Here is a 22,189-nt window from a genome sequence, read left to right on the forward strand (position 1 = left end):
CTGATCTTGCGATCAGTGTTTTCTTTTAGCTTATTTCATAGTTGGGAAGAGTAGGACGTCGCGAATTGTTGTTACATTGGTCAACAACATAACGAGACGGTCAATACCAATTCCAAGTCCACCTGTTGGTGGCATACCATATTCAAGGGCTTCAACATAGTCATAGTCGATGCCTGTAGCTTCGTCATCTCCCAATTCTTTGGCACGCGCTTGCGCTTCAAACCGTTGCAATTGATCGATTGGATCATTCAATTCCGTGAAGGCATTGGCATACTCTTTGGTCATGATAAAGAGTTCGAAACGGTCAGTGAAGCGTGGATCTTCTGGATTTTTCTTAGCCAATGGAGATACTGCTACTGGGTGACCGTAAACAAAAGTTGGTTGTGTCAAGGTTTCTTCAACGAATTCTTCGAAGAAGGCATTGATAATTTGTCCCACTTCTGTGTAGTGTTTTTCAACTGGTACATGTTTTTCGTTTGCAAGTGCTACAGCTTCTTCAAAGGTCATGTCTTGCCAGAAGTCAACACCTGTGATTTCTTTAATCGCATCAACCATGTGAACCCGTTTGAATGGTTCATTGATTTTGATTTCTGTTCCTTGATAGTCAATTGGACCATCACCATGGACCGCTTTCGCAGCATGTTGGATAATGCCTTCTGTTAAGTCCATGATATCGTGGAAGTCAGCGTAAGCTTGATACACTTCGATCGAAGTGAATTCAGGGTTGTGAGTGGCATCCATACCTTCGTTACGGAAGATCCGTCCGATTTCGTAAACGCGTTCCATCCCACCAACAATCAAACGTTTCAAGTGAAGCTCAGTCGCGATACGAAGCACCATGTCAATGTTTTGTGCATTGTGGTGAGTGATAAATGGTTTAGCAGCCGCACCACCAGCTTCATTGTGAAGCACTGGTGTTTCCACTTCAAGGAAGCCTTGACCATCTAAATAACGACGGATTTCAGAGATGATTTTTGAACGGGTTACAAAGCGTTCGAAGCTTTCACGGTTTGAAATCAAATCCAAATAACGTTTGCGATAGATGGTTTCAACATCTGAAAGTCCGTGGAATTTTTCAGGCAAGGGACGAAGGGCTTTTGACAAGTGAGTGATATGAGTTGCTTTGATGGAAAGCTCACCCATGTCTGTGCGCATGATTTCCCCTTCAACACCAAGGAAATCACCAAGGTCTGCTTTTTTGAAGATTTCGTAGTTTTCTTCTCCAACAGCATCCTTACGAACGTAGATCTGAATTTGACCTTCACGGTCTTGAAGATGGGCAAAACCAACCTTTCCTTTTCCACGTTTTGTAACGAGACGACCAGCAATAATAGCTGTTTCGTTCAAGTCGTGGAGTTGTTCTTTATCTAATTCTGAATATTTTTCTTTTAATTGACCTGAATTTGCAGTGCGTTCGAATCGCTTCCCAAATGGATCGATTCCTTGTTCACGAAGGGCCGCCATTTTCTCACGACGGACAATCTGCTGGTCATTCAATTCTTCCATATGTTCAGTAGTCATTTGGAACCTCCTAAGTTATTCTCCCCTATTCTATCATATTTAGGCCAGAAATTCACTAATATTTACCAATTAAACAAAAATAAGGCTAGGTAAAATGTAACCTCTCGAAGCTATACTCAAATAATATCTGAAAACTGTCGTTGACTGCTTAAACTGTTTAACCTGTACAGGGCGAGATGATTGAAAAATTTCGACAAGCTATTCCACAACGGCAGCAAAAAGGAGCGTGGAGAATCTTGAACCATTCATCCTGACACGCTCCTATTTTTTTATTCATAACGAAGGGCTTCGATCGGGTTTAACTTAGAAGCCTTATTCGCTGGTAAAATTCCAAAGATGATGCCTACAAAAGCAGAGAAAATAATACTGCCGATGGCGACATTTAAGGAGATAATCGGTGGTCCTTCTAGGGAGGCTGCTGCGAGTGTAGTAATCAAGCTATTCACACCATAAGCAAGGCCAAGTCCAATTAGTCCACCAATGATGGTTAAGACCATCGACTCAATCAAAAATTGAACCAGAATCTTACCTCGGGTTGCTCCCAATGCTTTGCGAAGACCGATCTCTCTCGTCCGCTCTGTCACAGAAACCAACATGATATTCATTACTCCAATCCCGCCAACCAAAAGGGAAATCCCTGCAATGGCACCGATCACTGACGTCATAATTCCTACTACTTTATTGGTTTCCTCTAGGATGCTATCCAAATTAAAGATTTGAAATTCTCCCTGGCGAACACCTGAAAGCTCTGTTAGCTTTTGAGCAGCTTCGATCCCAACAGATTTGATTTCTTTCACATTTGGAACGTGAACGACAATATTTTGAATTTCATCCGTTCCGAATTCAGAGGCGAGTTGGGTATTGGCCATCAAGGCACTGCCACCTGAAGAAGCTCCATAGAGGGCTGTCCCTGCATTTGGATCCTTGAAAATTCCAACGACGCGATAATTATTGTCCCCAACAGAGACCACCTGATTCAGTGGATTCTCCGTTCCAAATAATTGTTGAGCCAATCCTTCATCAAGGAGCACTACCCGTGAGAAATTACTATAGTCTGAAGGAGTTAATTTTCGTCCAGATAAGAGCTCAACCTTTTTGACAGAAAAATAGGTTTCATTTACCCCTTGGATGTTCACACCGTCTGCTTTTTTCTTTTGAAAAGCAATGGTTGCATTGGAGGTATTGCTAACATAGTAACCATCGATGCCTTGAATCTTGGTTAATTCCTTGACCCAAGATTCTTGCACAACTGGTGGTGCTTCTTGGATTTGACCATCAACATCTTCAGCATTTTCCCCATCAATATCCGATGGAGCAGCCATCCCTCGGTCTTCAGCTGCAGGGCCACTTTCACCTCCGCCTTCTCCTGTATCTTCAGAAGGGCCAATATTGATTCCTGTCACATAGCCACTCTTGTTCGGAGAATAAGAGATTTGTACATACTCTTGGTCCTTGGTAAAAGTCTTGGTGACACCAGCTTTCATTCCATCTCCAAGAGCCATGATGACAACCACAGAAGCAACCCCAATAATGATCCCCACCATGGTCAAGAAAGACCGTAATTTATGGCTCATAATCGAGCTGATCGCAAATTTCCAATTTTGCATTAGGTCCCCCTTTCCAGCTTGCTATCTGAGGAGATCACTCCATCACGAATGACGATGCGACGATGCGCAAAGGCTGCAATTTCTGGCTCGTGTGTAACCATGATAATGGTTTTTCCTTCTTGGTTTAGCTTGGTTAACAAGTCCATTATTTGCTCCCCCGTCTTGGTATCTAGGGCACCAGTCGGCTCATCTGCTAAGACGATGGCTGGCTGATTGACAAGGGCACGGGCAATCGCAACCCGCTGTTTTTGACCTCCTGAGAGTTCTGAAGGCAAATGGTGCATGCGAGAATGGAGCTCTACCTTTTCAAGGTACTGCTCAGCTAATTCCTTCCGTTTAGCAGGATGAACTCCTGCATAAATGAGAGGCAGTTCCACATTTTGAAAGGCATTGAGCTTAGAGAGAAGAAAGAATTGTTGAAAGACAAAACCGATCTGTTCATTACGAACACGTGCTAATTTTTTCTCACTGAGATTTCCAACCTCCTGACCTTCTAGGAAATACTCTCCACTGGTCGGGCGGTCCAACAAGCCAATGACGTTCATCAAGGTCGATTTCCCTGAGCCCGATGGACCCATAATGGCCACAAATTCTCCCTCTTCGACTTCTAAATCGATGTCTTTTAAGACACGAAGTTCCTGGTCCCCATTTTTATAGGTTTTATTGATTCCTTTTAGTTCAATCAATTTTGTCATATTTTCCGATCTCTTTTCCATCTTCCAGTTTCTCATTAGGATTTACAATAACTTGAGCATCTTTCTTTAAACCTGACAAAATTTCCTGGTTTTCAGCATCGGCGTTACCAAGAGTTACTTTTACTTTCTTAGCCTTGCCATTTTCGACCGTCCATACATAACTCGTATCCCCATCAGCCATGACACTTGTCACGGGAACAAGGGGATGTTGAGTAGAACTTTTGACTTCAATATTGACAGAAAAGCCCTGTTTGAGTTCCCCAATCTCACTGGTAATTTCTACTGTGAATGGGTACTTGGCTCCTCCGCTTCCTTGTGTTCCACCTGCTGCATTGGCACCTGCTTGACCCGCGTCGGTCGGATAGTTGGCTACATAAGAAATCTTTCCTGTCCAGGTTTTATCCGGATATACCTTGGAAGTGAGGACCACTTCCTGACCTTCAGAGATATTGGCCAAATTGTATTCAGACAATTCCCCTTTGACTTGTAAATTTCCGTTGCTCACAATGTGAACCAAAGTTTGGTTGGTCCCTGTAGTCGATTTTGAAACATCTTTATTGACTTCGACCACGGTACCATCTGTATTACTCCTAACTGTTGTCGCATCCAGAAGAGCCTTAGCCTTGTTCATATTATCGACCGCATCTGACTTAGCATCTCGTAAATCGCTAGCTTGAGAATCGACTGTTCGTTGGGTCTGCGAAGCTGATTTGGCATCTGCTTCTTCATCTCCTGTCGTATCAATGGTCACACCATTTGTCAGTAAATCATTTAACTGACGATCTGCCTTATTGACAGCACGAACGGCTGCATCATAAGCGGTTTGGGCCTCTGTACTGCTATACTGAACAATCGGCTGACCGGCTGTTACTTGATCTCCTACATTGACCAAAATTGACTGCAAATCCCCTTTGGTTCCATCAAAATAGACATACTGTTCCTGGTTGGCAGTGACTTTCCCAGTTAACAAGACAGAAGAAGCGATCGAGCCATCCTTGACCGTTTGCACCATTGGAGTTTCTTTCGTGACTGCTTGATCAAGTGTACTTGGGTGCGAAAACATCATCACACTTCCTGTTCCAATCACCACAATTGCTGCACCTGCAGCTGTAAATAGTTGCCATTTTTTCAATTTCTTCATCGTTTTTCTCCATCAAAGAAAGCGTTTTATTCTATACCATAGTATACCATATTTCCTTACTTTTCTATCTAAAATTGACACGGCAACATGAAATTTAAATGCTTGGTAACATGCTAAACCCTTGACTTTTGTAACAGTTGATATTACAATCAAACTGAAGTCCCATTTAGGAGGAAAACATGAAAGAATTTGATATTATTTCAATCGGTGGAGGTAGTGGAGGAATCGCTACGATGAACCGGGCTGGAGAGTACGGAGCGCGCGCTGCTGTCATTGAAGAAAAACAATTGGGTGGCACCTGTGTCAACAGAGGATGTGTGCCTAAAAAGATTATGTGGTATGGTGCACAAATTGCAGAAGCAATTCGCGATTATGGACCAGACTATGGATTTACTTCTGAACAGACAAAATTTGATTTTGCAACCTTAAGAAAAAATCGCGAAGCCTATATTGACCGTTCCCGTAATTCCTATGATGGCAGTTTCAAACGCAATGGGGTTGAACGAATTGAAGGACGTGCCCGTTTTGTGGATGCTCATACGGTTGAGGTAAATGGAGAAACCATTAAGGCCAAGCATATCGTAATTGCGACCGGTGCCCATCCCTTTATTCCTTCTGTTCCTGGAGCTGAATTTGGCGAAACTTCTGATGATGTCTTTGCTTGGAAAGAACTTCCTACATCTGTTGCCATTATTGGAGCTGGCTACATCGCAGTGGAACTAGCCGGTGTGCTCCATGCCCTTGGTGTTCAGACCGATCTCTTCGTTCGCGGTAATCGTCCATTAAGAAAGTTTGATTCCTACATTGTCGATGGCTTAATGGAAGAAATGGAAAAACAAAACCTTCCGCTTCACAAACACAAGGTTCCCATGAAGCTTGAAAAATTAGAAGATGGTCGTGTGAAGATTTATTTTGAAGATATGACCAGCCACGTGGCAGATCATGTTATCTGGGCAACAGGACGAAAACCAAATGTCCAGGATCTCAATCTAGAAGCTGCAGGCGTCACCTTAAATGAAAAAGGATTCATTGCAGTGGATGAATACCAGAATACAGTTATTCCAGGAATCTATGCTCTTGGGGATGTCACAGGAGAAAAAGAATTAACCCCTGTCGCTATTAAAGCTGGACGCACTCTTTCTGAACGACTATTCAATGGAAAAGTCAATGCCAAAATGGATTATACAAATATCCCGACTGTTGTCTTTTCTCACCCCGCTATCGGAACCGTTGGCCTAACGGAGGAAGAAGCCCAGCAAACTTATGGAAAAGAGCATATCAAAGTCTATACTTCTCAATTTGCTTCCATGTACACTGCTGTTACCCAACACCGCCAGCAAGCAAAATTCAAACTCATCACTGCTGGTCCCGAAGAAAGGGTCGTTGGCCTTCATGGTCTTGGCTACGGAGTCGATGAAATGATCCAAGGATTTGCAGTTGCTATCAAGATGGGAGCGACAAAAGCCGATTTCGATGCAACTGTCGCCATTCACCCAACCGGATCCGAAGAATTTGTGACAATGAGATAAAAAATAAGAGCGTGGGACAGAAATCGGTAATTCGTTAGAATTCGATTTCGTCGTCCCACCTCCGCACAGTTGAGTAGGGCTGTAAAAGCTGATAAAATCAGCGTAGTAGAGCCCACTCAACCACTGCGTCTTGCCCTACAATCAAAAAACAATTGAGAGGCTAGGACTTTTGTCCCAGCCTCTTTTTCTTTGTTTATGGTAAGATGGCAATGGCACGGACAGGTGAACCAGTTGCCTTGTCCCAGTGAGGGAAAGCAATCGAAATCAAAGCACCTACAGCTGGAACTTGGTCCAATTGGTTCAAGACTTCAACTTGGTAGATATTTTGTTCCAAGAGGTAGTATTCATTGACCAAGCCATGCTCTGCTGCTGGAATACCTGCATCTGTATCGAAGGTTTCATGACCCACAGCCTTAACATGGCGTTCATGAATCAAGAATTCCAAGGCTTCACGGCTCCATCCTGGACTTTGTTGAACCCCATTTTCATCAAGATTGCGCATAGCATCTTGATCTGGCCAACGTTTTGACCAATCACTTCGGAAGGCAACAAAAGCACCCTCAGCAATTTGTCCATGCTCTGCCTCAAAGTCTAAGATATCTTGTTTGCTCAAGATAAAGTTTGGATTGGCTGCAACTTCTTTAGACTTGTCGATAACATAGAGTGGCAAGAGGAGATCTTTGAGGTCAATCTCATCCAACCAACGACCCCCTTCTACAAAGTGAATCGGCGCATCAATATGCGTTCCGTATTGACCAACCACTGTAAATTTTTGAACATGGAAACCATCTTTTAATGTGAAAAGATCTTCTTGCTGCAAGGCAGGAAGGGCTGGGAAGTGTGGACTTTCCGCATTGATTTGGTGGCTCAAGTCCACCCATTTTTTAGCTTGCAATTCTTTATAAATACTTAGTAAATCTGACATGTTTCTTCCTCCTTATTCGCCCCAAACTTCAGCGACAATTTCCTTAATCAAACCGATTTTTTTCCATTGGTCTTCTTCTGTCAAAATGTTTCCTTCTTCTGTCGAAGCAAAGCCACACTGAGTAGATAGGTATAGATTTTCCAACGGTACATACTGACTCGCTTCTTTAATACGAGCAATCACTTCGTACTTGTTCTCCAGTTGACCACTCTTAGATGTCAAGAGGCCTAATACCACTCCTTTTCCAGGGGTTACTTCCGCAAGTGGTTCAAAACCACCAGCCCGATCAGTATTAAACTCTAGGAAGTAAGCATTGACGGCTTCTTCTCCAAGGAGTTCTTTTGCAATCGGCGCATAGCCACCTGATGAAGCCCAAGTAGAATGGAAGTTCCCACGACAAACGTGCGTATTGACGGTCAAACCAGCTGGAACATTTTGGTAGACATCGTTGTTAAAGGTCAAGAAGAGATCAGCGAGTTCTCGGCGAACCTCATCTTTTGACTTGCCTTGAGCTGCTCCCCAAGCCGTCAAGAAATTATCATCTACCAAGACACCCCACGTACAGTCATCTACTTGAAGGGTCCGAAGTCCTGCATCATACAAATCTTGAATCACTTGAAGATAGGCTTGCTTGATGTCTTCACGAACAGCCGCAAAATCAGGATAGATGGTATTCAATTGTTCTACATGTTCTGCATCACGGATCAATTCAAAATAGAATTGCGCAGGTGCTGGGATGGTATATTTAGCCTCTACACCATCTACATCTGCCACAAGATCCCTCAAGAACTTGTAATGCTCTACAAATGGATGATTGGCTCCTGTGATTTTTCCAACGACAAGTGCTGAGTCCGCCTTGGTTGTTTCATCATGGAATTGATAACCTTGAGCAGCTTGGACATGATCAATGCCACCAAAGCCCCAGAAGAAATCCAAATGCCAATAAGCACGGCGGAATTCTCCATCTGTTACTGACTTCAGACCAGCAGCAATTTCCTTTTCAACTAAGTCACGAATAGCCTGATCTTCTACTTTTGTTAAGTCAGCCTGACTGATTTTTCTAGCTGCGAAATCTTCACGAGCCTGAACCAAAGCGGCTGGACGAAGAAATGAACCAACATGGTCTACACGATAAGGTGCATGTGTATATGTCAATATGATTCCCTCTTTCCTATAAGTTTTACATTAATTCATCAATGCAACCATTATAGCAGTCTAAAACTTGATAAACAAGGGTTTAGGATAATCTAATATCTTTGACATCTATATAGCCTTAGGCTATAACAAAAAAGAAGTCCTTGAAGGACCTCTTTTCTTAATTTTTAAATGCATCGAGCATGACTTGAAACTCTTCGTTCGTGAGTGTAATGCCTTTTCCCATCTTTGTATGGTCGGGACTCCAGGTCCGGATATCATACTTAGCAGGAGCACCATTAAAACTCACACGGTTTAATTCTTTGGTCCAACCCTTGTCATTTTCTGACAAGACCAATAAATGTTCTTCGATTTGGAATGAAAATTCTGCCATTTCACGACTCCTTTCTTGCCTTCTCATCTCTAATATTCGTAAATCATTTACAAAATCGTTGAAATTATCTATAATATATTGTATCAAGTTATGGAGAATTTAGCTATGAAAAAATTTCTCGAGATCGTTAAAGACCGAGCAAATGAATTTTTCAATGGAAAAGTCAGTACCCCTGCCCCATTAGAAGATGAGGGAATTATTGAAATCATTCAACAAGCATTGCGAAAAAAACAAGGGGTACATGTTATTTTTTCAAATAAGAGTTTTACAGGCGATATTGTCAAGTATGACCAAGAACGCCGACAACTAATCGTGAAAAATTTTAAAAAGAGTATGTCCACGATTATTCGGATTTCTGAGATCCAGAAAATCAGTTTGGTCCCCAATAATATTCGCATCGCCCAACAAAAAGGAGAGGTTTAACCCTCTCTTTTTTTGTTATACTCGAACAGTTTTACTTGCCCCATCTTTTGAGTAGAGATTGATTAAACCTTCCTGGCAAGAACGAATCATATCTCCTGGCTTGACTTCTTGTGGGACAGTGATCGTGAGAAGCTCCATCGGATTTGGTGCGCGATCAATCTTCACTCCATCCTTATCATGCAAGTCTTGGATCTGGCATTCAAAATGACGGAAGCCTGGTCCGTAGAATTCCACTTGGTCGCCTTCATTGATGACATTCCGTTGGCGAATCGTCGCAGTCATGGTAGATGGATCAAAGTCCACCACTTCTCCTACAAATTTGTATTGAGGAATCTTACGACGTGCCCCAAACAATTGTTCATTTTCAGTCGGTGTTTGGTAGTAGAATCCAGTCGCCAATTCACGTTGAGCAACCTTCCACAATTCATTGATCAAATCATCCTTGATGGCATAAAAGGCTTCTGGACTTTCCATATAGGCATCACAAGCTGCCTTGTAACAGTTGGCAACAGTTGATACATAATGGACAGATTTCATCCGTCCTTCAATCTTCAAGCTATCAACCCCATTATCAATCATGTCTGGAATATTTTCGATCATACACATGTCCACGGCTGACATAGAGTATTCTTCTGGGACTTGCCCTTTGATACTCTTGCGTTCTTGGCCAAATGGCATATCGTAGAGATCGTATTTCCAACGACAAGATTGAGAACAACCACCACGGTTGGCATCCCGGTCAGACATGTGGTTAGAAAGGGTACAACGTCCGGAATAAGAAATACACATGGCTCCATGAACGAAGGCTTCGATCTCAAGATCGGTACGCTTACGGATCTCTGCCAACTCTTCCATGGATACCTCACGGGCCAAGACAACACGGGTCAAGCCATATTCTTTCCAGAAATGGAAGGTCTCCACATTGGTTGCAGAAGCTTGCGTAGACAAGTGAATATTGAGTCCAGGTGCATAGGTTGCACAGATTTCAATCAAGGCCGGGTCTGAGACGATCACGGCATCAAGGCCCATATCCCGCAATTCGCGGAACCACTCACCAGCCCCTTGTTCATTTCCCTCATGGGTTACCATGTTCGAAGCCACGTGTACATCTACGCCACGTGCATGCGCATACTCGATTCCTTCACGAAGCTCATCCATGGTGAAGTTTCCAGCACGGCTACGCAAACCATAGGCTTGTCCACCAACGAACACAGCGTCTGCCCCATAATTAACGGCAACTTTTAATTTTTCTAATGTTCCAGCAGGTACCAAGACCTCTGGACGTTTTTTTGTATTTGTCATGTTTTCTCCAATTTACAAGATTGTCGATATGATGAATAGCCTCTTCGTTCCCTGAAAAAGGAAAACTCACAAACGAAGAAGCCCTAGTTTTTTTATTATTTTACACGATCTGGTTCATAATCATAGAAACCAGTATCCAAACCACGATTGGCTGGATGCAATTTGCGGATTTCTTCATCAAACAGATAGGCTTGATCCTGTGTAAATGTTCCATTTTGAATCAAATCACGGGCCTTGACAAAGTACTCTGTAATCTTGACAAAGTTTTCACCCGGACAGTAGACACCATCGAGTTTCCAATGATCAAAGCCATGTTCTACCAACTCAGACAATTTGGTCATCATATTCAAGTCATTATTTGAGAAGATATGGGTTCCATGTTTGTCCTCGTAGACTGAATAATGAGAATTGGGATCTCCTGGTTCTGCTAAGAACAGATCGCGATCTTTGGTCACAGATTCTTCTGTCTTGATAAAGTTGTAATAATTCTGAAGAAGAGGTCGTTTCGAATGGTGAATAATGCTAGCGCCATAGACCAAGACTTCTGCTGGAATCTGAAGATTCTCAGCCATTACGAATAATTCGGCAGACGGAATCTCACGAGCCAAAACAGCTTCAGAAGCCCCTGCTTGTTTTCCCCAGAAATTGATCTGGCGGCTAGAAGTGACCATGGTTGAGGCATCGTAAATCGTTTTGAATGGATAGCCATCTCGTTTCAAGACATAAAAAACGCCCGCATCTCCGACAGTAATATAATCAGCCTGAATTTCCTTTAGAAAATCTAGGAAAGGCTTGATTGAATCCATCATCGATTGGTGCATCAGTGCATTTACAGCTACTGTCAATTCTTTGCCAGCAGCATGGACCAGTTGGGCAATTCGATTTATTTCGTCATAGCTTAAAGTTTGAGGCAATCGTAATCCGTAATCTTTTTCACCGACATAGATTCGGTCAACCCCTGCATCAATCAGGGCTTGCGCTTGCTCAACACTCTCTGCTGTTGCTGTAATAATAATATTTTTCATAGAACCATTATAACAAAAATTCCGATATTCTAGAAAAATTTATTTATTTTGTAAAATTTGTAACATTTTTGTAACATTTATATACCTGAATTCATGATAGAATAATAGAGTACTGTTAGGAGAGAGAAAATGCCCGTAAGAAATTTAAGACACTATGAAGAAGAATTCGATTATATCGAATTAACTAAACAAACCCAAGAAACCCCTATTCAGGACTATGCTCCTGAAGTTGAACCCGCACCTCAATTAAGTGAATTGCTATATTTTTTAAATATCGCTGTTTTCTGTGTGTTGACGGTTGTATTTAGTTTTATCTTTTTAGCAACAAAAATGAATACCTTCTTTGCGTTTGCTTTAGCGATTGGTTCTAGCTTTGCTAGTATTCAAGGGTTCCGAATTTACTACAATAAACGAAAAAAATAAAAATCAGGTTCGCCTGATTCTTTTATTTTCCTCGAATTTTTTTAATTGGAATAACAATTGGAAGACAAAACTTAACTGCCAATTGCTATCTTACCTTCCATAAAAAGAGACTGGGACAAAAGTCCTAGCCTCTCATTTGTTTTTTGATTGTTGAGCAAGACGCAGTGGTTGAGTGGGCTCTACTACGCTGATTTCATCAGCTTTTACAGCCCTACTCAACTGTGCGGAGGTGGGACGACGAAATCGAATTCTAACGAATTACCGATTTCTGTCCCACTCTCTTTTTTATACTTCTTTTGTTTCTTCTTCGGCTGCTTCTTTAGAATCTTTTTCATCCAACTCTAACACGATGTCTTCTGATTCTGTTTGTTTGCGAATGGATTGAACCAAGTCATTGCCACTTAGATTTTCTTTTTGAAGTTTATCCTTAAATGAGTGATAGACTTCTTGAGATTTTTCAACTACATCTTGCGTCTTTTCTTTGACAGATTCCAAAACAGTTCCTGTCGTAATTTCTCCAGAACCAACTTTTTCTTTGGTTTGTTGGATCACTTCTGCTGCTTGTTTGGAAACATCCTTAGCAGTTTGTTTCACCGATTCATGTACTTCTTGAGGATCTTCTTGATAATCTTTTACGAAGCGCACCACTTTTTTAGTGACTTTCTTTCCTTGCTCTGTTGATAAATAGTAGGCTGCTGAAGCACCTGAAATCACACCAATTAATAAACTAGATAAACGTCCCATATTCTTCCTCGATTCTATTTAAATAATTTTGAAGCCATCTTAATCGCTTTTAATCCGATAGAGGCTTTCACTGTTTTTCCACCAGCTGATACAGCTTTGACACTCAATTGACGGGCTTGATCATTCAAATCTGAAACAGACTCTGAAAGATCCGCCACGGCTGTAAAGAGTGGGTCAATCGTTGCAACTTTTTGATTCAAATCATCCGTTAAAACATTGACTTTTGCCAATAGATCATTGGTCTGATGCAAGGTGACATTGACATCTGATGTCAAAACTTGGATGGTTTTTTGCGTCTCATCTACAACTTTTCCAATCTTTGAGAGGAAAAAAATCATATAAATGACAAGTGCTACTAAGGCAAGGCCTAAGAGACCGTAGGCAATTTCAATAAACATATATTACTCCTTTGCTTCTACATAATAAGGGGCTTTTTTGCGACGTTGATAGATGATGATGGCGAGTCCAACTAGAATCAGGATCATCGACAACCACTGGGAAACACGTAAGCCCGCAAACATCAGGCTATCTGTCCGCATTCCTTCGATGATCATCCGACCAAAACCATACCAGATAAGGTAAAAGGCTGTGATCTCACCTTGTCGCAAAAATTGTGGCTTCCTACGAAGAATCAAGATCAAGAGAAATCCTAGCAGATTCCAACTGGATTCATATAAGAAGGTTGGTTGACGATAACTGCCGTCTATATACATTTGATCTCGAATAAAAGAGGGTAGGTAGTTGAGACTTTTGACAGCAGCTCCATAAGCTTCCTGGTTAAAGAAGTTTCCCCAGCGTCCAATACTCTGTGCAATCATGACGCTTGGGGCCGCAATATCTAAGAAATCAATTGGCTCAATCAAGCGTCTACGAGAGAATAGATAGAGGACAAGGGCACCTGTCAAGAGGCCACCATAAATCGCGATTCCTCCGTTCCAGATGGCGAAAATCTCACCAAGATGCTGGCTATAATAGCCCCATTCAAAAATAACGTAATAGAGTCGGGCACCCACAATCGCAAGCGGAAAAGCGATCAAAATGAAATCAATGATATCATCTGGATCAATTTTCTTACGGGGCGCTTCTTTCATGGAAAGATAAACGGCTAGAATTAAGCCAGAGACAATACAAATCGCATACCAACGAATACTGATCGGACCTAATTGAAGGGCTACTGGATTCATTCCTTCACCTCATTTTGACTAATCAACTGGGACAAACGTTCTTCAAAAGTTTTGGTAGCATCATAGCCCATTTCTTTGGCCCGAACATTCATCGCTGCGGCTTCGATCACGACCGAAATGTTCCGACCAGTCTTCACAGGGATGCGGATCCGAGGAATGGTCACACCACCGATTTCCAACTCTTCTGCATTATTACCAAGACGATCATAAACTTGATCCTTAGCATAATTTTCCAAGTAAACGGCGATTTGGACTTGTGAAGAATCCTTGACAGCACTTGCACCGTAGAGACTCATGACATCGATAATCCCGACACCACGGATCTCTAGTAAGTGGCGTAGGATTTCAGCTGGCTCTCCCCAAAGGGTCATCTCGTCTCTCGCATAGATATCGACTCGGTCATCTGCTACGAGGCGGTGACCCCGCTTGACAAGTTCCAAACCTGTCTCACTTTTTCCGATTCCGCTATCTCCTTGAATCAAGACACCCATCCCATAAATATCCATCAAGACACCGTGTACACTCGTACGTTCTGCTAGCCGACTATCCAAATAGCTAGAAAGCTCTCCAGATAAACGACTCGTTGCAACATTGCTCTTTAAAATGGCTAGTTGCTTCTCTTCCGCAGCACGCAACATTTCTTCTGGAATTTCTAAATTCCGCGCGACAATGATGACAGGTGTCTCTGGCTGGAACATCTTGCGCAGGACCTGATGACGGTTGTGAGAGCTCATCTTCACCAGGTAGGACCATTCTTTCATTCCTACAAGCTGAATCCGCTCAGGTGTGTAATAGTCGAAATAGCCCGTCATTTCAAGACCTGGACGTGAAATATCCGCAGTCGTAATTTCCTTGCTTAAGAGTTTATCATCCCCATAAACAACCGATAGACGAAGCTTTTCCTGTAGATCGCGAACAGTAACTGCCATATCATTCTCCCTTTTCAAATTCTCTCTCTATTATAGCAGATTTTCTCTTCAGACGAGAGACTGAAGTGTCATTTGAAAGATCCATTTTAAACTCTTTTTTAATAAGCAAAAAGAGGCCAAGACAAAGGTCTCCAACCTCTAGGAAATGATGGGAACATATGAAGAATGCTCTAGCCTTGGCCTTGCAAGAAATCTTTAATCATGGATTTGATTCCAGTCGAGACAGCATAGACCACCGCATTTGAAGGAAATGCGATCAAGCCGAGCATAAAGGCGGTAGGTCCTCCCCCCAACAAGGACAAAACCAGGTACAACATCGGCAGAAATAAAATCGAAAACCGATAAATTTGTGGCTCTCTTGCCCTTTCTGTTGTCAGAAACAAGAGGTAGAAGAGACTATTCCAAATGCCCAGTGGAAAAAGGAGCATTCCGATAAAAACTGTTCCAACTTCTTCTCCAAAAACACGATTTAAAATGAAAAACTGTCCTATAAAACTGAAGAAGAGATATAGAATAAAAGCAAGGTAATAGAACTTCTGCTTCACCCGGATCTCCTTTTAGAAAAACGGACTATCATTCTGATCATGAATGGGTTCGGCCTCTTTTCTCCGACGAGGTCGAGGGCCATAGTCAAACATTTCCTGCTCCTCCTCGTCCTTATAAGGCAAGGTCGTATCTAACAGTAAATAGATAATCACACCGATAAAGGCATGAGAAACCGTAAAAAGAATAAACAAGAAGCGTAGGAGAGTTACACTCAGACCAAATTTATCAGCTAGGCCAGCTAGCACACCTGAAACCAGGCGGTGGCGTTTTGATTTGTAAAATGATGATGTCATTTGATTTTCCTCTTTCTAGTTAGACCTATTTTAGCAGAGTCTAACTAGAAAGAGATCCGCCTAAAGACCGATTCTCATTCCTGTCTCATTTCAAGGAATTGAAGACGACCGTGACAGCGACCGCAAGCATATTTCTTCAGATCGATTTTTCGCTTTCGCCTATACTCTTGACCACAGTGAGGACATTGATAGAAATAGATCCGCTTGACTCGTCCACTCTTTTCTGGTAGAGGTGGTGTGAATCGAAGTCCATCCACTTGCTGAAGGAGCTGTTTAAAGGCTGGATCTTTGTGGCGATAGCCTTTTCCTTGATCGTAAAGATGGTAATGGCAGAGCTCATGGCGGACGATTTTCCGAAAGGTCTCTAATCCGAAAGTCTGGTAAATCTTGGGGTTGAAATCAAGATGCCGATCCTTAGGAAAGAAACGGCCTCCTGTGGTTTGCAGACGCGGATTCCACACTGCTTGATGGCGGAATTCCCTACCAAAATCTTCCAGAGATACCTGGCGTACATACTCAGTCAGATTCATTCGGAGCTACCAAACTGAGATTGACTTTTTCGCGTTCCACATCAATCTTCTTCACCCAGACGGTTACCAAATCACCTACTGAGACGACCTGGCTTGGATGCTTGATAAACTGCTTGCTCATATGGGAGATATGAATCAAGCCATCTTCGTGAATGCCAATATCGACAAAGGCCCCAAAGTCAACCACATTGCGCACAACCCCTTCTAATTTTTGGCCTATATGGAGGTCTTTAATATCCAAGACATCCTGACGGAGCACGGGTGCATCAAAGGAATCCCGCAAATCGCGACCTGGTTTTAGGAGATCGGCAATGATATCTTTCAGGGTTTCTGGTCCCAGATCCAGCTGAGTAGACATCTCCTTTATGTTCACAGCTTTTAATTTTTCATGAGCGGATGCATCGAGGTCGGTAATTTCAAGAAGTTGAAAAAGTTTTTCAACTTCCTTGTAACTTTCAGGGTGAACGCCGGTATTGTCCAAGATATTTTTACTTTCAGGAATGCGTAAGAATCCAGCCGCTTGCTCGAAAGCCTTGGCGCCGAGACGAGGGACTTTTTTAATCTGTGCTCGTGAAAGAATCATTCCTTCTTCTTCCCGGTATTTCACAATATTTTCAGAGATGGTTTTATTGAGTCCTGCTACATGGGCTAAGAGAGAGGGACTAGCCGTATTGATATTGACCCCAACTTGGTTGACGACAGTATCTACCACGAAATCCAAGCTTTCTGTCAGTTTTTTCTGATTGACATCGTGTTGGTATTGACCGACACCGATGGATTTGGCATCGATTTTCACCAATTCTGCTAGCGGATCTTGCAAGCGACGGGCAATGGAGATGGCCGAGCGTTTTTCAACGGTTAGCTCTGGGAACTCATGACGGGCCAACTCACTAGCTGAGTAGACAGAGGCTCCGCTTTCATTGACAATAACATAGCGAACTCCTGGATGGTCATGGAGCACTTCTGCGACAAAGGCCTCACTTTCACGGCTAGCTGTTCCATTTCCAATTGCAATAATCTCTACTCCGAACTCCTTGATCAAGGAAGACAGTTCCTTTTTAGCCTGCTCGATCTGAGCTGGTTTTGCAGGAGCAACTGGATAGATGACCTGGGTGGCAAGCATCTTTCCTGTCTCATCGACAACGGCTAGTTTAGCACCTGTCCGAAAGGCTGGGTCAAATCCAAGGACCACGCGCCCTTTTAATGGAGGAATGAGCAATAGATTCCGTAGATTCTCAGAGAACAATTGAATGGCTCCGTCTTCTGCCACCTCCGTCAACTCTGTCCGAATCCGACGTTCAATCGCAGGAACGATTTTTTTCTTAACCGCTTGTTGAATAACTTCATCGACATAGGCATTTTTCGTTTTAAAACGAGCCTCAAAAATACGAATGATCCGATCCAGTTGATGCTCGAATCCAACTTTGAGAACGCCCAATTTTTCCCCACGATTGAGCGCCAGGGTCCGGTAGCCTTGCATACTCTTGATCTTCTCAGAAAAATCATAATAGATTTCAAAGGTTCTCTTAGGATCTAAGCTTTCATCCTTCAAGGTTGATGTCATGAGGGAATGCCCATGAATTTCTTGATAGGTGAGGGCCCGTAATTGGGTATCCTCTGAAATAGCTTCTACCAGAATATCCACTGCACCAGCTAAAGCCGCAGTTTCAGTTGGGAAGGCCTCACAGGTAAATTTCTGAGCCTCTGCTTCCAAGTCTGGACTATTTTGCAAAATGAGACGTGCCAAAGGAAAAAGTCCTGCTTCTCGAGCAATCGTCGCCTTGGTCCGCCGTTTTTCCTTATATGGGAGATAAAGCTCTTCGACATCCGCTAATTTTTCAGCAGCCTCAATAGCCCGCTTGAGCGCCTCTGTCAATTTGCCTTGTTCCTCAATCTTAGCAAGGACGGTTTCCTTTCGTTCAGCCAGAGCCGTTAACAATTTGTCCCGGTCAATAATGGCCTTGATCGCTACTTCATCTAAATTTCCCGTCATATCTTTTCGATAGCGAGCAATGAAAGGAATAGTTGAGCCTTCTGCGGTCAGACTCAATACGGTATCGATTTGTTTTAAGCTAACACCCAATTCTTGGGCTATTTTTTCATATTTATCCATAGCTTCTATTATAGCATATTTTGCTGCCATCAAGGGGTGAGATCGCCTGTTCTGGTCTCTGTTTCAGGGATTTTTCATAGAATAATTTTGACCCTCATGTTCTTTCCTTTTATGCTCCATTTCCCCCTTGCTCTTTCCTTTTTGTTATAATGAAAGAAAATAAAAAGGAGGCCCAACAATGGCTATTAAATTCTCAAAAACAGATGATCTTGATAAAATGTTTGAAAATTTTGCGAGTTTTCCGGATGTAGAAAAGAAAGTAGAATTTCCTGAAGAAAAAAAGAAGGCAGAAACTGCTACAGCTAAAGAAGCAAAGAAGGTTAAGTAATGACATTCTTTCAACACCTTCCCTCTAGCGTCTTGCAGGCTGGGGCTATTTTTCTCTCGATTATTATCGAGGCCCTACCGTTTGTCCTAATCGGAAGTATCATTTCAGGGATTATTGAGGTCTATATCACCCCCGAGAGGGTCTACCGCTTTCTTCCCAAGAATAAATTTGGGCGGATCTTCTTTGGGACCTTTATCGGCTTTATCTTTCCTTCCTGTGAATGTGGGATTGTTCCCATTATCAATCGCTTTCTAGAAAAGAAAGTTCCAAGTTATACTGCTGTTCCCTTTTTGGTGACAGCACCGGTCATCAATCCTATCGTTCTCTTTGCGACCTACTCAGCCTTTGGGAATTCTGTCAAGATGGCCCTCTACCGCGCCCTTGGTTCCTTATTGGTCGCAACGGTGCTAGGGATCTTTCTTGGTTTTATTCAGACAGATTCGATCCAAAAAGAACATCGTAAGGCTGTACATGAACATGATTTTAGGGACTTGAGCAAAGGTCAAAAGCTCTTCCAAGTCTTGGTACAAGCCATTGATGAATTCTTTGATACGGGACGTTACCTGGTATTTGGTTGCCTCTTTGCCAGCCTCGTCCAAGTCTATGTCCCAACACGGATCCTCACTTCGATCAGCGCGACACCAGTTATTGCTATTCTCCTTCTCATGCTCTTGTCCTTTCTCCTCTCACTTTGTAGCGAGGCGGACGCCTTTGTTGGATCCTCTCTTCTGACGAGTTTTGGAGTAGCGCCGGTTCTTGCCTTTTTGGTGATTGGGCCTATGCTTGATGTCAAAAATCTCCTCATGATGAAAAATTATCTCAAGACCCGTTTTATCTGGCAATTTATCGGAATTGTTAGTGGAGTTGTGCTCCTTTATGCTTGGTTTGTGGGGGTGGTGCTATGATTCGTTTCTTGATATTAGCTGGCTATTTTGAGCTCACCATGTACCTGCAATTATCTGGTAAGCTCAATCAATACATCAACTTACACTATTCTTACTTGGCTTATATTTCCATGTTCTTGTCCTTTGTTTTAGCTCTTGTGCAGCTGATCATCTGGGTCAAGCAGATGAAGATCCACAGTCATCTTTCTGGCTTCTGGGCAAAAGTGGCGAGTATTTTCTTGCTCTGTATTCCTTTGTTTGTCGGGCTATTTTTCCCTACAGTGACACTGGATTCCCAAACAGTTTCTGCCAAAGGCTACCACTTCCCGGTTGCGGCTGGATCTTCCAAGGAAATCCAGCAGGACGAAGGGACAACAACCCAGTATCTCAAACCAGATACTAGTAGCTATTTTACCAAGTCAGCCTATGAGTCAGAAATGAAGCAGGCGGCAAAGAAATATGTTGATAAAAAAGTGATCCAGGTGACCACTGAGAATTACATGGAAGTCATGGAAGTACTTTATGATTATCCTGACCAATTTGCAGGAAAGACGATCGAGCTGACCGGCTTTGTTTACAATGATCCCAATAACAAGGACAGCCAATTTATCTTTCGCTTTGGGATCATTCACTGTATCGCAGATTCCGGCGTCTACGGTCTCTTAACAACCGGTGCTCCCCAGCATTTCGAAAACAATACCTGGATCCATGCGAAAGGAACCTTGTCCATTGAATACCACAAGCAACTCAAGCAAAGCTTGCCTGTCCTCCACATTAGCGATTGCCAGACCATTACGAAACCGGCCAATCCATATGTCTACCGCGTATTCTGATGGAGCTTCCGTTGTAGATCCAAACATCTTATAACTGTTCAAGCTAGAATCCACATTGGTTCTAGCTTTTTCTATGCTTTCCTCTCAAATCCCCTAATCCAACCGGAAAATATTCGTAACAACGATTCCATCAAAGAAATCTTGTAGATTTTATGGTAAAATATGGTTAATAAAATAGGAAATAGGTACTTAAATGTCTTCAAAAGTTATTGTAACCATTTTCGGGGCCAGTGGAGATTTAGCCAAGCGCAAACTCTACCCATCCCTTTTTAGACTCTATAAATCAGGAAATCTATCTGAACACTTTGCAGTTATCGGAACAGCCCGCAGACCATGGAGCAAGGAATACTTTGAATCAGTCGTGGTAGAATCCATCACAGATCTGGCCGATAGCCCTCAACAAGCTCAAGAATTCGCTAGCCATTTCTACTACCAAAGCCACGATGTCAATGATACCGAACATTACATCGCTCTACGCGAATTACAAAACAGCTTGGATGAGAAATACCAAACAGAACACAACAAGGTCTTCTTCTTATCCATGGCTCCTCAATTTTTTGGAACCATTGCCAAACACCTCAAATCCGAAGGAATTGTGGATGGACAAGGCTTTGAGCGCTTGATCGTTGAAAAACCTTTCGGTACAGACCTGGAAACAGCTAGTCAGCTCAACCAGGAATTGGAAGAAACCTTTGATGAAGAACAAATCTTCCGGATTGACCACTACCTTGGCAAAGAAATGATCCAAAACATCTTTGCTATCCGTTTCGGCAATCTCATTTTTGACAACCTCTGGAACCGAGACTTTATTGACAATATCCAAATTACCTTTGCTGAACGCTTGGGGGTTGAAGAACGCGGTGGTTACTATGATCACTCGGGGGCCCTTCGGGACATGGTGCAAAATCATACCCTTCAGCTTTTGTCATTGCTTGCCATGGATAAACCAGCTACCTTTACTAAGGATGCGATTCGGGCAGAGAAGATCAAAGTTTTTGAGCAATTGCACAATCCAACAGATGATGAGTTAAAGAAATTCTTTATCCGTGGTCAATACCATTCAGGTACGATCGAAGGGAAAAAAGATATCTCTTATCGCAGTGAGCCGAATGTCGACCCTGAGTCTACTACAGAGACCTATGCTTCTGGTACGTTCTTTGTTGATAGCGATCGCTTCCGCGGTGTGCCTTTCTTCTTCCGTACCGGAAAACGCTTGACACAAAAAGGAACCATGGTCAATGTGGTCTTCAAGCAAACCGACTCCATCTTTGGACATGACTTGCAACCAAATGTCTTGACCATTTATATCCAACCAAACGAAGGTTTCTCATTGAGCATCAACGGGAAAGAGGTCGGAGAAACATTCAGCATCGCACCGATTTCCTTTGATTACGAAACAGATGCGACTGCAACTGGAGCTTCCCCAGAGCCTTATGAAAAATTAATTTTTGACGTTTTGAACAATGACTCAACCAATTACAGCCACTGGCACGAAGTTCGTGCTTCATGGCAATTGATTGACCGAATCGAAAAACTATGGGCCGAAAATGGAGCACCACTCTATGAATACAAGTCTGGATCCATGGGACCAACTGCATCCGATGATCTCCTTGCAGAATACGGAGCCGAATGGGTTTGGAAACCTGAACCTAAGAATTAAGGAAAGCCACCTTCGGGTGGTTTTTT

The 22,189-nt window shown here is 42.7% G+C and carries 24 protein-coding genes; 7 read left to right on the forward strand and 17 right to left on the reverse strand.

Features of this window, described 5'->3' with window-relative positions; all coding sequences use genetic code 11:
- Window positions 1–30: 30 nt before the first annotated feature.
- The 4 genes from lysS to LIZ08_RS00350 all read right to left on the reverse strand — a co-directional run bounded on the left by lysS (window position 31) and on the right by LIZ08_RS00350 (window position 4,964).
- Complete coding sequence (gene lysS, locus LIZ08_RS00335; RefSeq protein WP_003016025.1) at window positions 31–1,521, reverse strand: lysine--tRNA ligase; 1,491 nt, start codon at window positions 1,519–1,521, stop codon at window positions 31–33.
- Window positions 1,522–1,790: 269 nt separating this feature from the next.
- Window positions 1,791–3,128, reverse strand: a complete 1,338-nt coding sequence (locus tag LIZ08_RS00340) for an ABC transporter permease (protein ID WP_070595066.1) — start codon at window positions 3,126–3,128, stop codon at window positions 1,791–1,793.
- Window positions 3,128–3,823 (reverse strand): ABC transporter ATP-binding protein, encoded by a 696-nt coding sequence (locus LIZ08_RS00345; RefSeq protein ID WP_003002759.1) that lies wholly within the window; start codon window positions 3,821–3,823, stop codon window positions 3,128–3,130. The genes LIZ08_RS00340 and LIZ08_RS00345 overlap by 1 nt, the downstream gene beginning before the upstream one ends.
- A complete protein-coding gene (locus tag LIZ08_RS00350; protein WP_070595067.1) occupies window positions 3,807–4,964 on the reverse strand; it encodes an efflux RND transporter periplasmic adaptor subunit in 1,158 nt (385 codons plus the stop codon). Before LIZ08_RS00350 ends, LIZ08_RS00345 begins: the two co-directional genes overlap by 17 nt.
- Before the next feature lie 179 nt (window positions 4,965–5,143).
- Here LIZ08_RS00350 and gorA point away from each other — a divergent pair, with 179 nt between their 5' ends.
- Window positions 5,144–6,493 (forward strand): glutathione-disulfide reductase, encoded by a 1,350-nt coding sequence (gene gorA / locus LIZ08_RS00355; protein ID WP_070595068.1) that lies wholly within the window; start codon window positions 5,144–5,146, stop codon window positions 6,491–6,493.
- 193 nt (window positions 6,494–6,686) lie between these two features.
- Here the strand turns inward: gorA and LIZ08_RS00360 are convergent, their stop codons facing one another.
- The 3 genes from LIZ08_RS00360 to LIZ08_RS00370 form a co-directional block, all read right to left on the reverse strand.
- On the reverse strand, window positions 6,687–7,418 hold the full coding sequence (locus tag LIZ08_RS00360; protein WP_003015569.1) for a cyclase family protein: 732 nt from the start codon (window positions 7,416–7,418) through the stop codon (window positions 6,687–6,689).
- Between the two features lie 12 nt (window positions 7,419–7,430).
- Entirely contained in the window at window positions 7,431–8,573 is a 1,143-nt protein-coding gene (locus LIZ08_RS00365) for a 5-methyltetrahydropteroyltriglutamate--homocysteine S-methyltransferase (RefSeq protein WP_227038016.1), read from the reverse strand.
- 160 nt (window positions 8,574–8,733) lie between these two features.
- Window positions 8,734–8,946, reverse strand: coding sequence for a YdbC family protein (locus LIZ08_RS00370; protein WP_003002541.1), 213 nt, complete (start codon window positions 8,944–8,946; stop codon window positions 8,734–8,736).
- A gap of 90 nt (window positions 8,947–9,036) precedes the next feature.
- On the opposite strand from LIZ08_RS00370, the gene LIZ08_RS00375 reads away from it, so the two are divergent.
- A complete protein-coding gene (locus LIZ08_RS00375; RefSeq protein WP_227038017.1) occupies window positions 9,037–9,369 on the forward strand; it encodes a hypothetical protein in 333 nt (110 codons plus the stop codon).
- 15 nt (window positions 9,370–9,384) lie between these two features.
- On the opposite strand, the gene LIZ08_RS00380 is transcribed toward LIZ08_RS00375, so the two are convergent.
- Window positions 9,385–10,671, reverse strand: coding sequence for a peptidase U32 family protein (locus LIZ08_RS00380; protein ID WP_003002878.1), 1,287 nt, complete (start codon window positions 10,669–10,671; stop codon window positions 9,385–9,387).
- A gap of 95 nt (window positions 10,672–10,766) precedes the next feature.
- Complete coding sequence (locus tag LIZ08_RS00385; protein WP_049482781.1) at window positions 10,767–11,696, reverse strand: peptidase U32 family protein; 930 nt, start codon at window positions 11,694–11,696, stop codon at window positions 10,767–10,769.
- Between the two features lie 129 nt (window positions 11,697–11,825).
- Between LIZ08_RS00385 and LIZ08_RS00390 the strand changes: the two genes are divergently transcribed.
- Window positions 11,826–12,119 (forward strand): DUF3270 family protein, encoded by a 294-nt coding sequence (locus tag LIZ08_RS00390; protein WP_201088058.1) that lies wholly within the window; start codon window positions 11,826–11,828, stop codon window positions 12,117–12,119.
- 285 nt (window positions 12,120–12,404) lie between these two features.
- Here the strand turns inward: LIZ08_RS00390 and LIZ08_RS00395 are convergent, their stop codons facing one another.
- The 8 genes from LIZ08_RS00395 to LIZ08_RS00430 form a co-directional block, all read right to left on the reverse strand.
- Window positions 12,405–12,863: a YtxH domain-containing protein gene (locus LIZ08_RS00395; RefSeq protein ID WP_003008108.1), complete on the reverse strand. Its 459-nt coding sequence runs from the start codon at window positions 12,861–12,863 to the stop codon at window positions 12,405–12,407.
- A gap of 14 nt (window positions 12,864–12,877) precedes the next feature.
- Window positions 12,878–13,261: a DUF948 domain-containing protein gene (locus LIZ08_RS00400; RefSeq protein ID WP_013903891.1), complete on the reverse strand. Its 384-nt coding sequence runs from the start codon at window positions 13,259–13,261 to the stop codon at window positions 12,878–12,880.
- Window positions 13,262–13,264: 3 nt separating this feature from the next.
- Entirely contained in the window at window positions 13,265–14,047 is a 783-nt protein-coding gene (gene lgt / locus LIZ08_RS00405) for a prolipoprotein diacylglyceryl transferase (protein ID WP_049482776.1), read from the reverse strand.
- Complete coding sequence (gene hprK, locus LIZ08_RS00410) at window positions 14,044–14,976, reverse strand: HPr(Ser) kinase/phosphatase (RefSeq protein WP_021153591.1); 933 nt, start codon at window positions 14,974–14,976, stop codon at window positions 14,044–14,046. Before hprK ends, lgt begins: the two co-directional genes overlap by 4 nt.
- A gap of 170 nt (window positions 14,977–15,146) precedes the next feature.
- Complete coding sequence (locus LIZ08_RS00415) at window positions 15,147–15,521, reverse strand: hypothetical protein (protein WP_070595070.1); 375 nt, start codon at window positions 15,519–15,521, stop codon at window positions 15,147–15,149.
- Between the two features lie 12 nt (window positions 15,522–15,533).
- The gene (locus tag LIZ08_RS00420) at window positions 15,534–15,815 is read right to left on the reverse strand and encodes a PspC domain-containing protein (RefSeq protein WP_070595071.1); all 282 of its coding nucleotides are present in this window, start codon (window positions 15,813–15,815) and stop codon (window positions 15,534–15,536) included.
- A 74-nt stretch (window positions 15,816–15,889) separates the two neighbouring features.
- The gene (locus tag LIZ08_RS00425; protein ID WP_227038018.1) at window positions 15,890–16,345 is read right to left on the reverse strand and encodes a SprT family protein; all 456 of its coding nucleotides are present in this window, start codon (window positions 16,343–16,345) and stop codon (window positions 15,890–15,892) included.
- Window positions 16,332–18,488 carry a Tex family protein gene (locus LIZ08_RS00430; protein WP_413743224.1) on the reverse strand — a complete coding sequence of 719 codons (2,157 nt, stop codon included), beginning with the start codon at window positions 18,486–18,488 and terminating at the stop codon, window positions 16,332–16,334. The genes LIZ08_RS00425 and LIZ08_RS00430 overlap by 14 nt, the downstream gene beginning before the upstream one ends.
- A gap of 148 nt (window positions 18,489–18,636) precedes the next feature.
- Here LIZ08_RS00430 and LIZ08_RS00435 point away from each other — a divergent pair, with 148 nt between their 5' ends.
- From LIZ08_RS00435 to zwf, 4 genes are all read left to right on the forward strand, one after another.
- Entirely contained in the window at window positions 18,637–18,786 is a 150-nt protein-coding gene (locus tag LIZ08_RS00435; protein WP_173018773.1) for an SPJ_0845 family protein, read from the forward strand.
- Window positions 18,786–19,691 (forward strand): permease, encoded by a 906-nt coding sequence (locus tag LIZ08_RS00440; protein ID WP_070846006.1) that lies wholly within the window; start codon window positions 18,786–18,788, stop codon window positions 19,689–19,691. Before LIZ08_RS00435 ends, LIZ08_RS00440 begins: the two co-directional genes overlap by 1 nt.
- Complete coding sequence (locus LIZ08_RS00445; RefSeq protein ID WP_070466311.1) at window positions 19,688–20,503, forward strand: TIGR03943 family putative permease subunit; 816 nt, start codon at window positions 19,688–19,690, stop codon at window positions 20,501–20,503. The genes LIZ08_RS00440 and LIZ08_RS00445 overlap by 4 nt, the downstream gene beginning before the upstream one ends.
- A 193-nt stretch (window positions 20,504–20,696) precedes the next feature.
- The gene (gene zwf, locus LIZ08_RS00450; RefSeq protein ID WP_125826491.1) at window positions 20,697–22,163 is read left to right on the forward strand and encodes a glucose-6-phosphate dehydrogenase; all 1,467 of its coding nucleotides are present in this window, start codon (window positions 20,697–20,699) and stop codon (window positions 22,161–22,163) included.
- Window positions 22,164–22,189 lie beyond the last annotated feature (26 nt).

It is taken from the genome of Streptococcus sp. 210928-DFI.4.42 (genome assembly GCF_020554365.1).
Taxonomy (GTDB): domain Bacteria; phylum Bacillota; class Bacilli; order Lactobacillales; family Streptococcaceae; genus Streptococcus; species Streptococcus parasanguinis_S.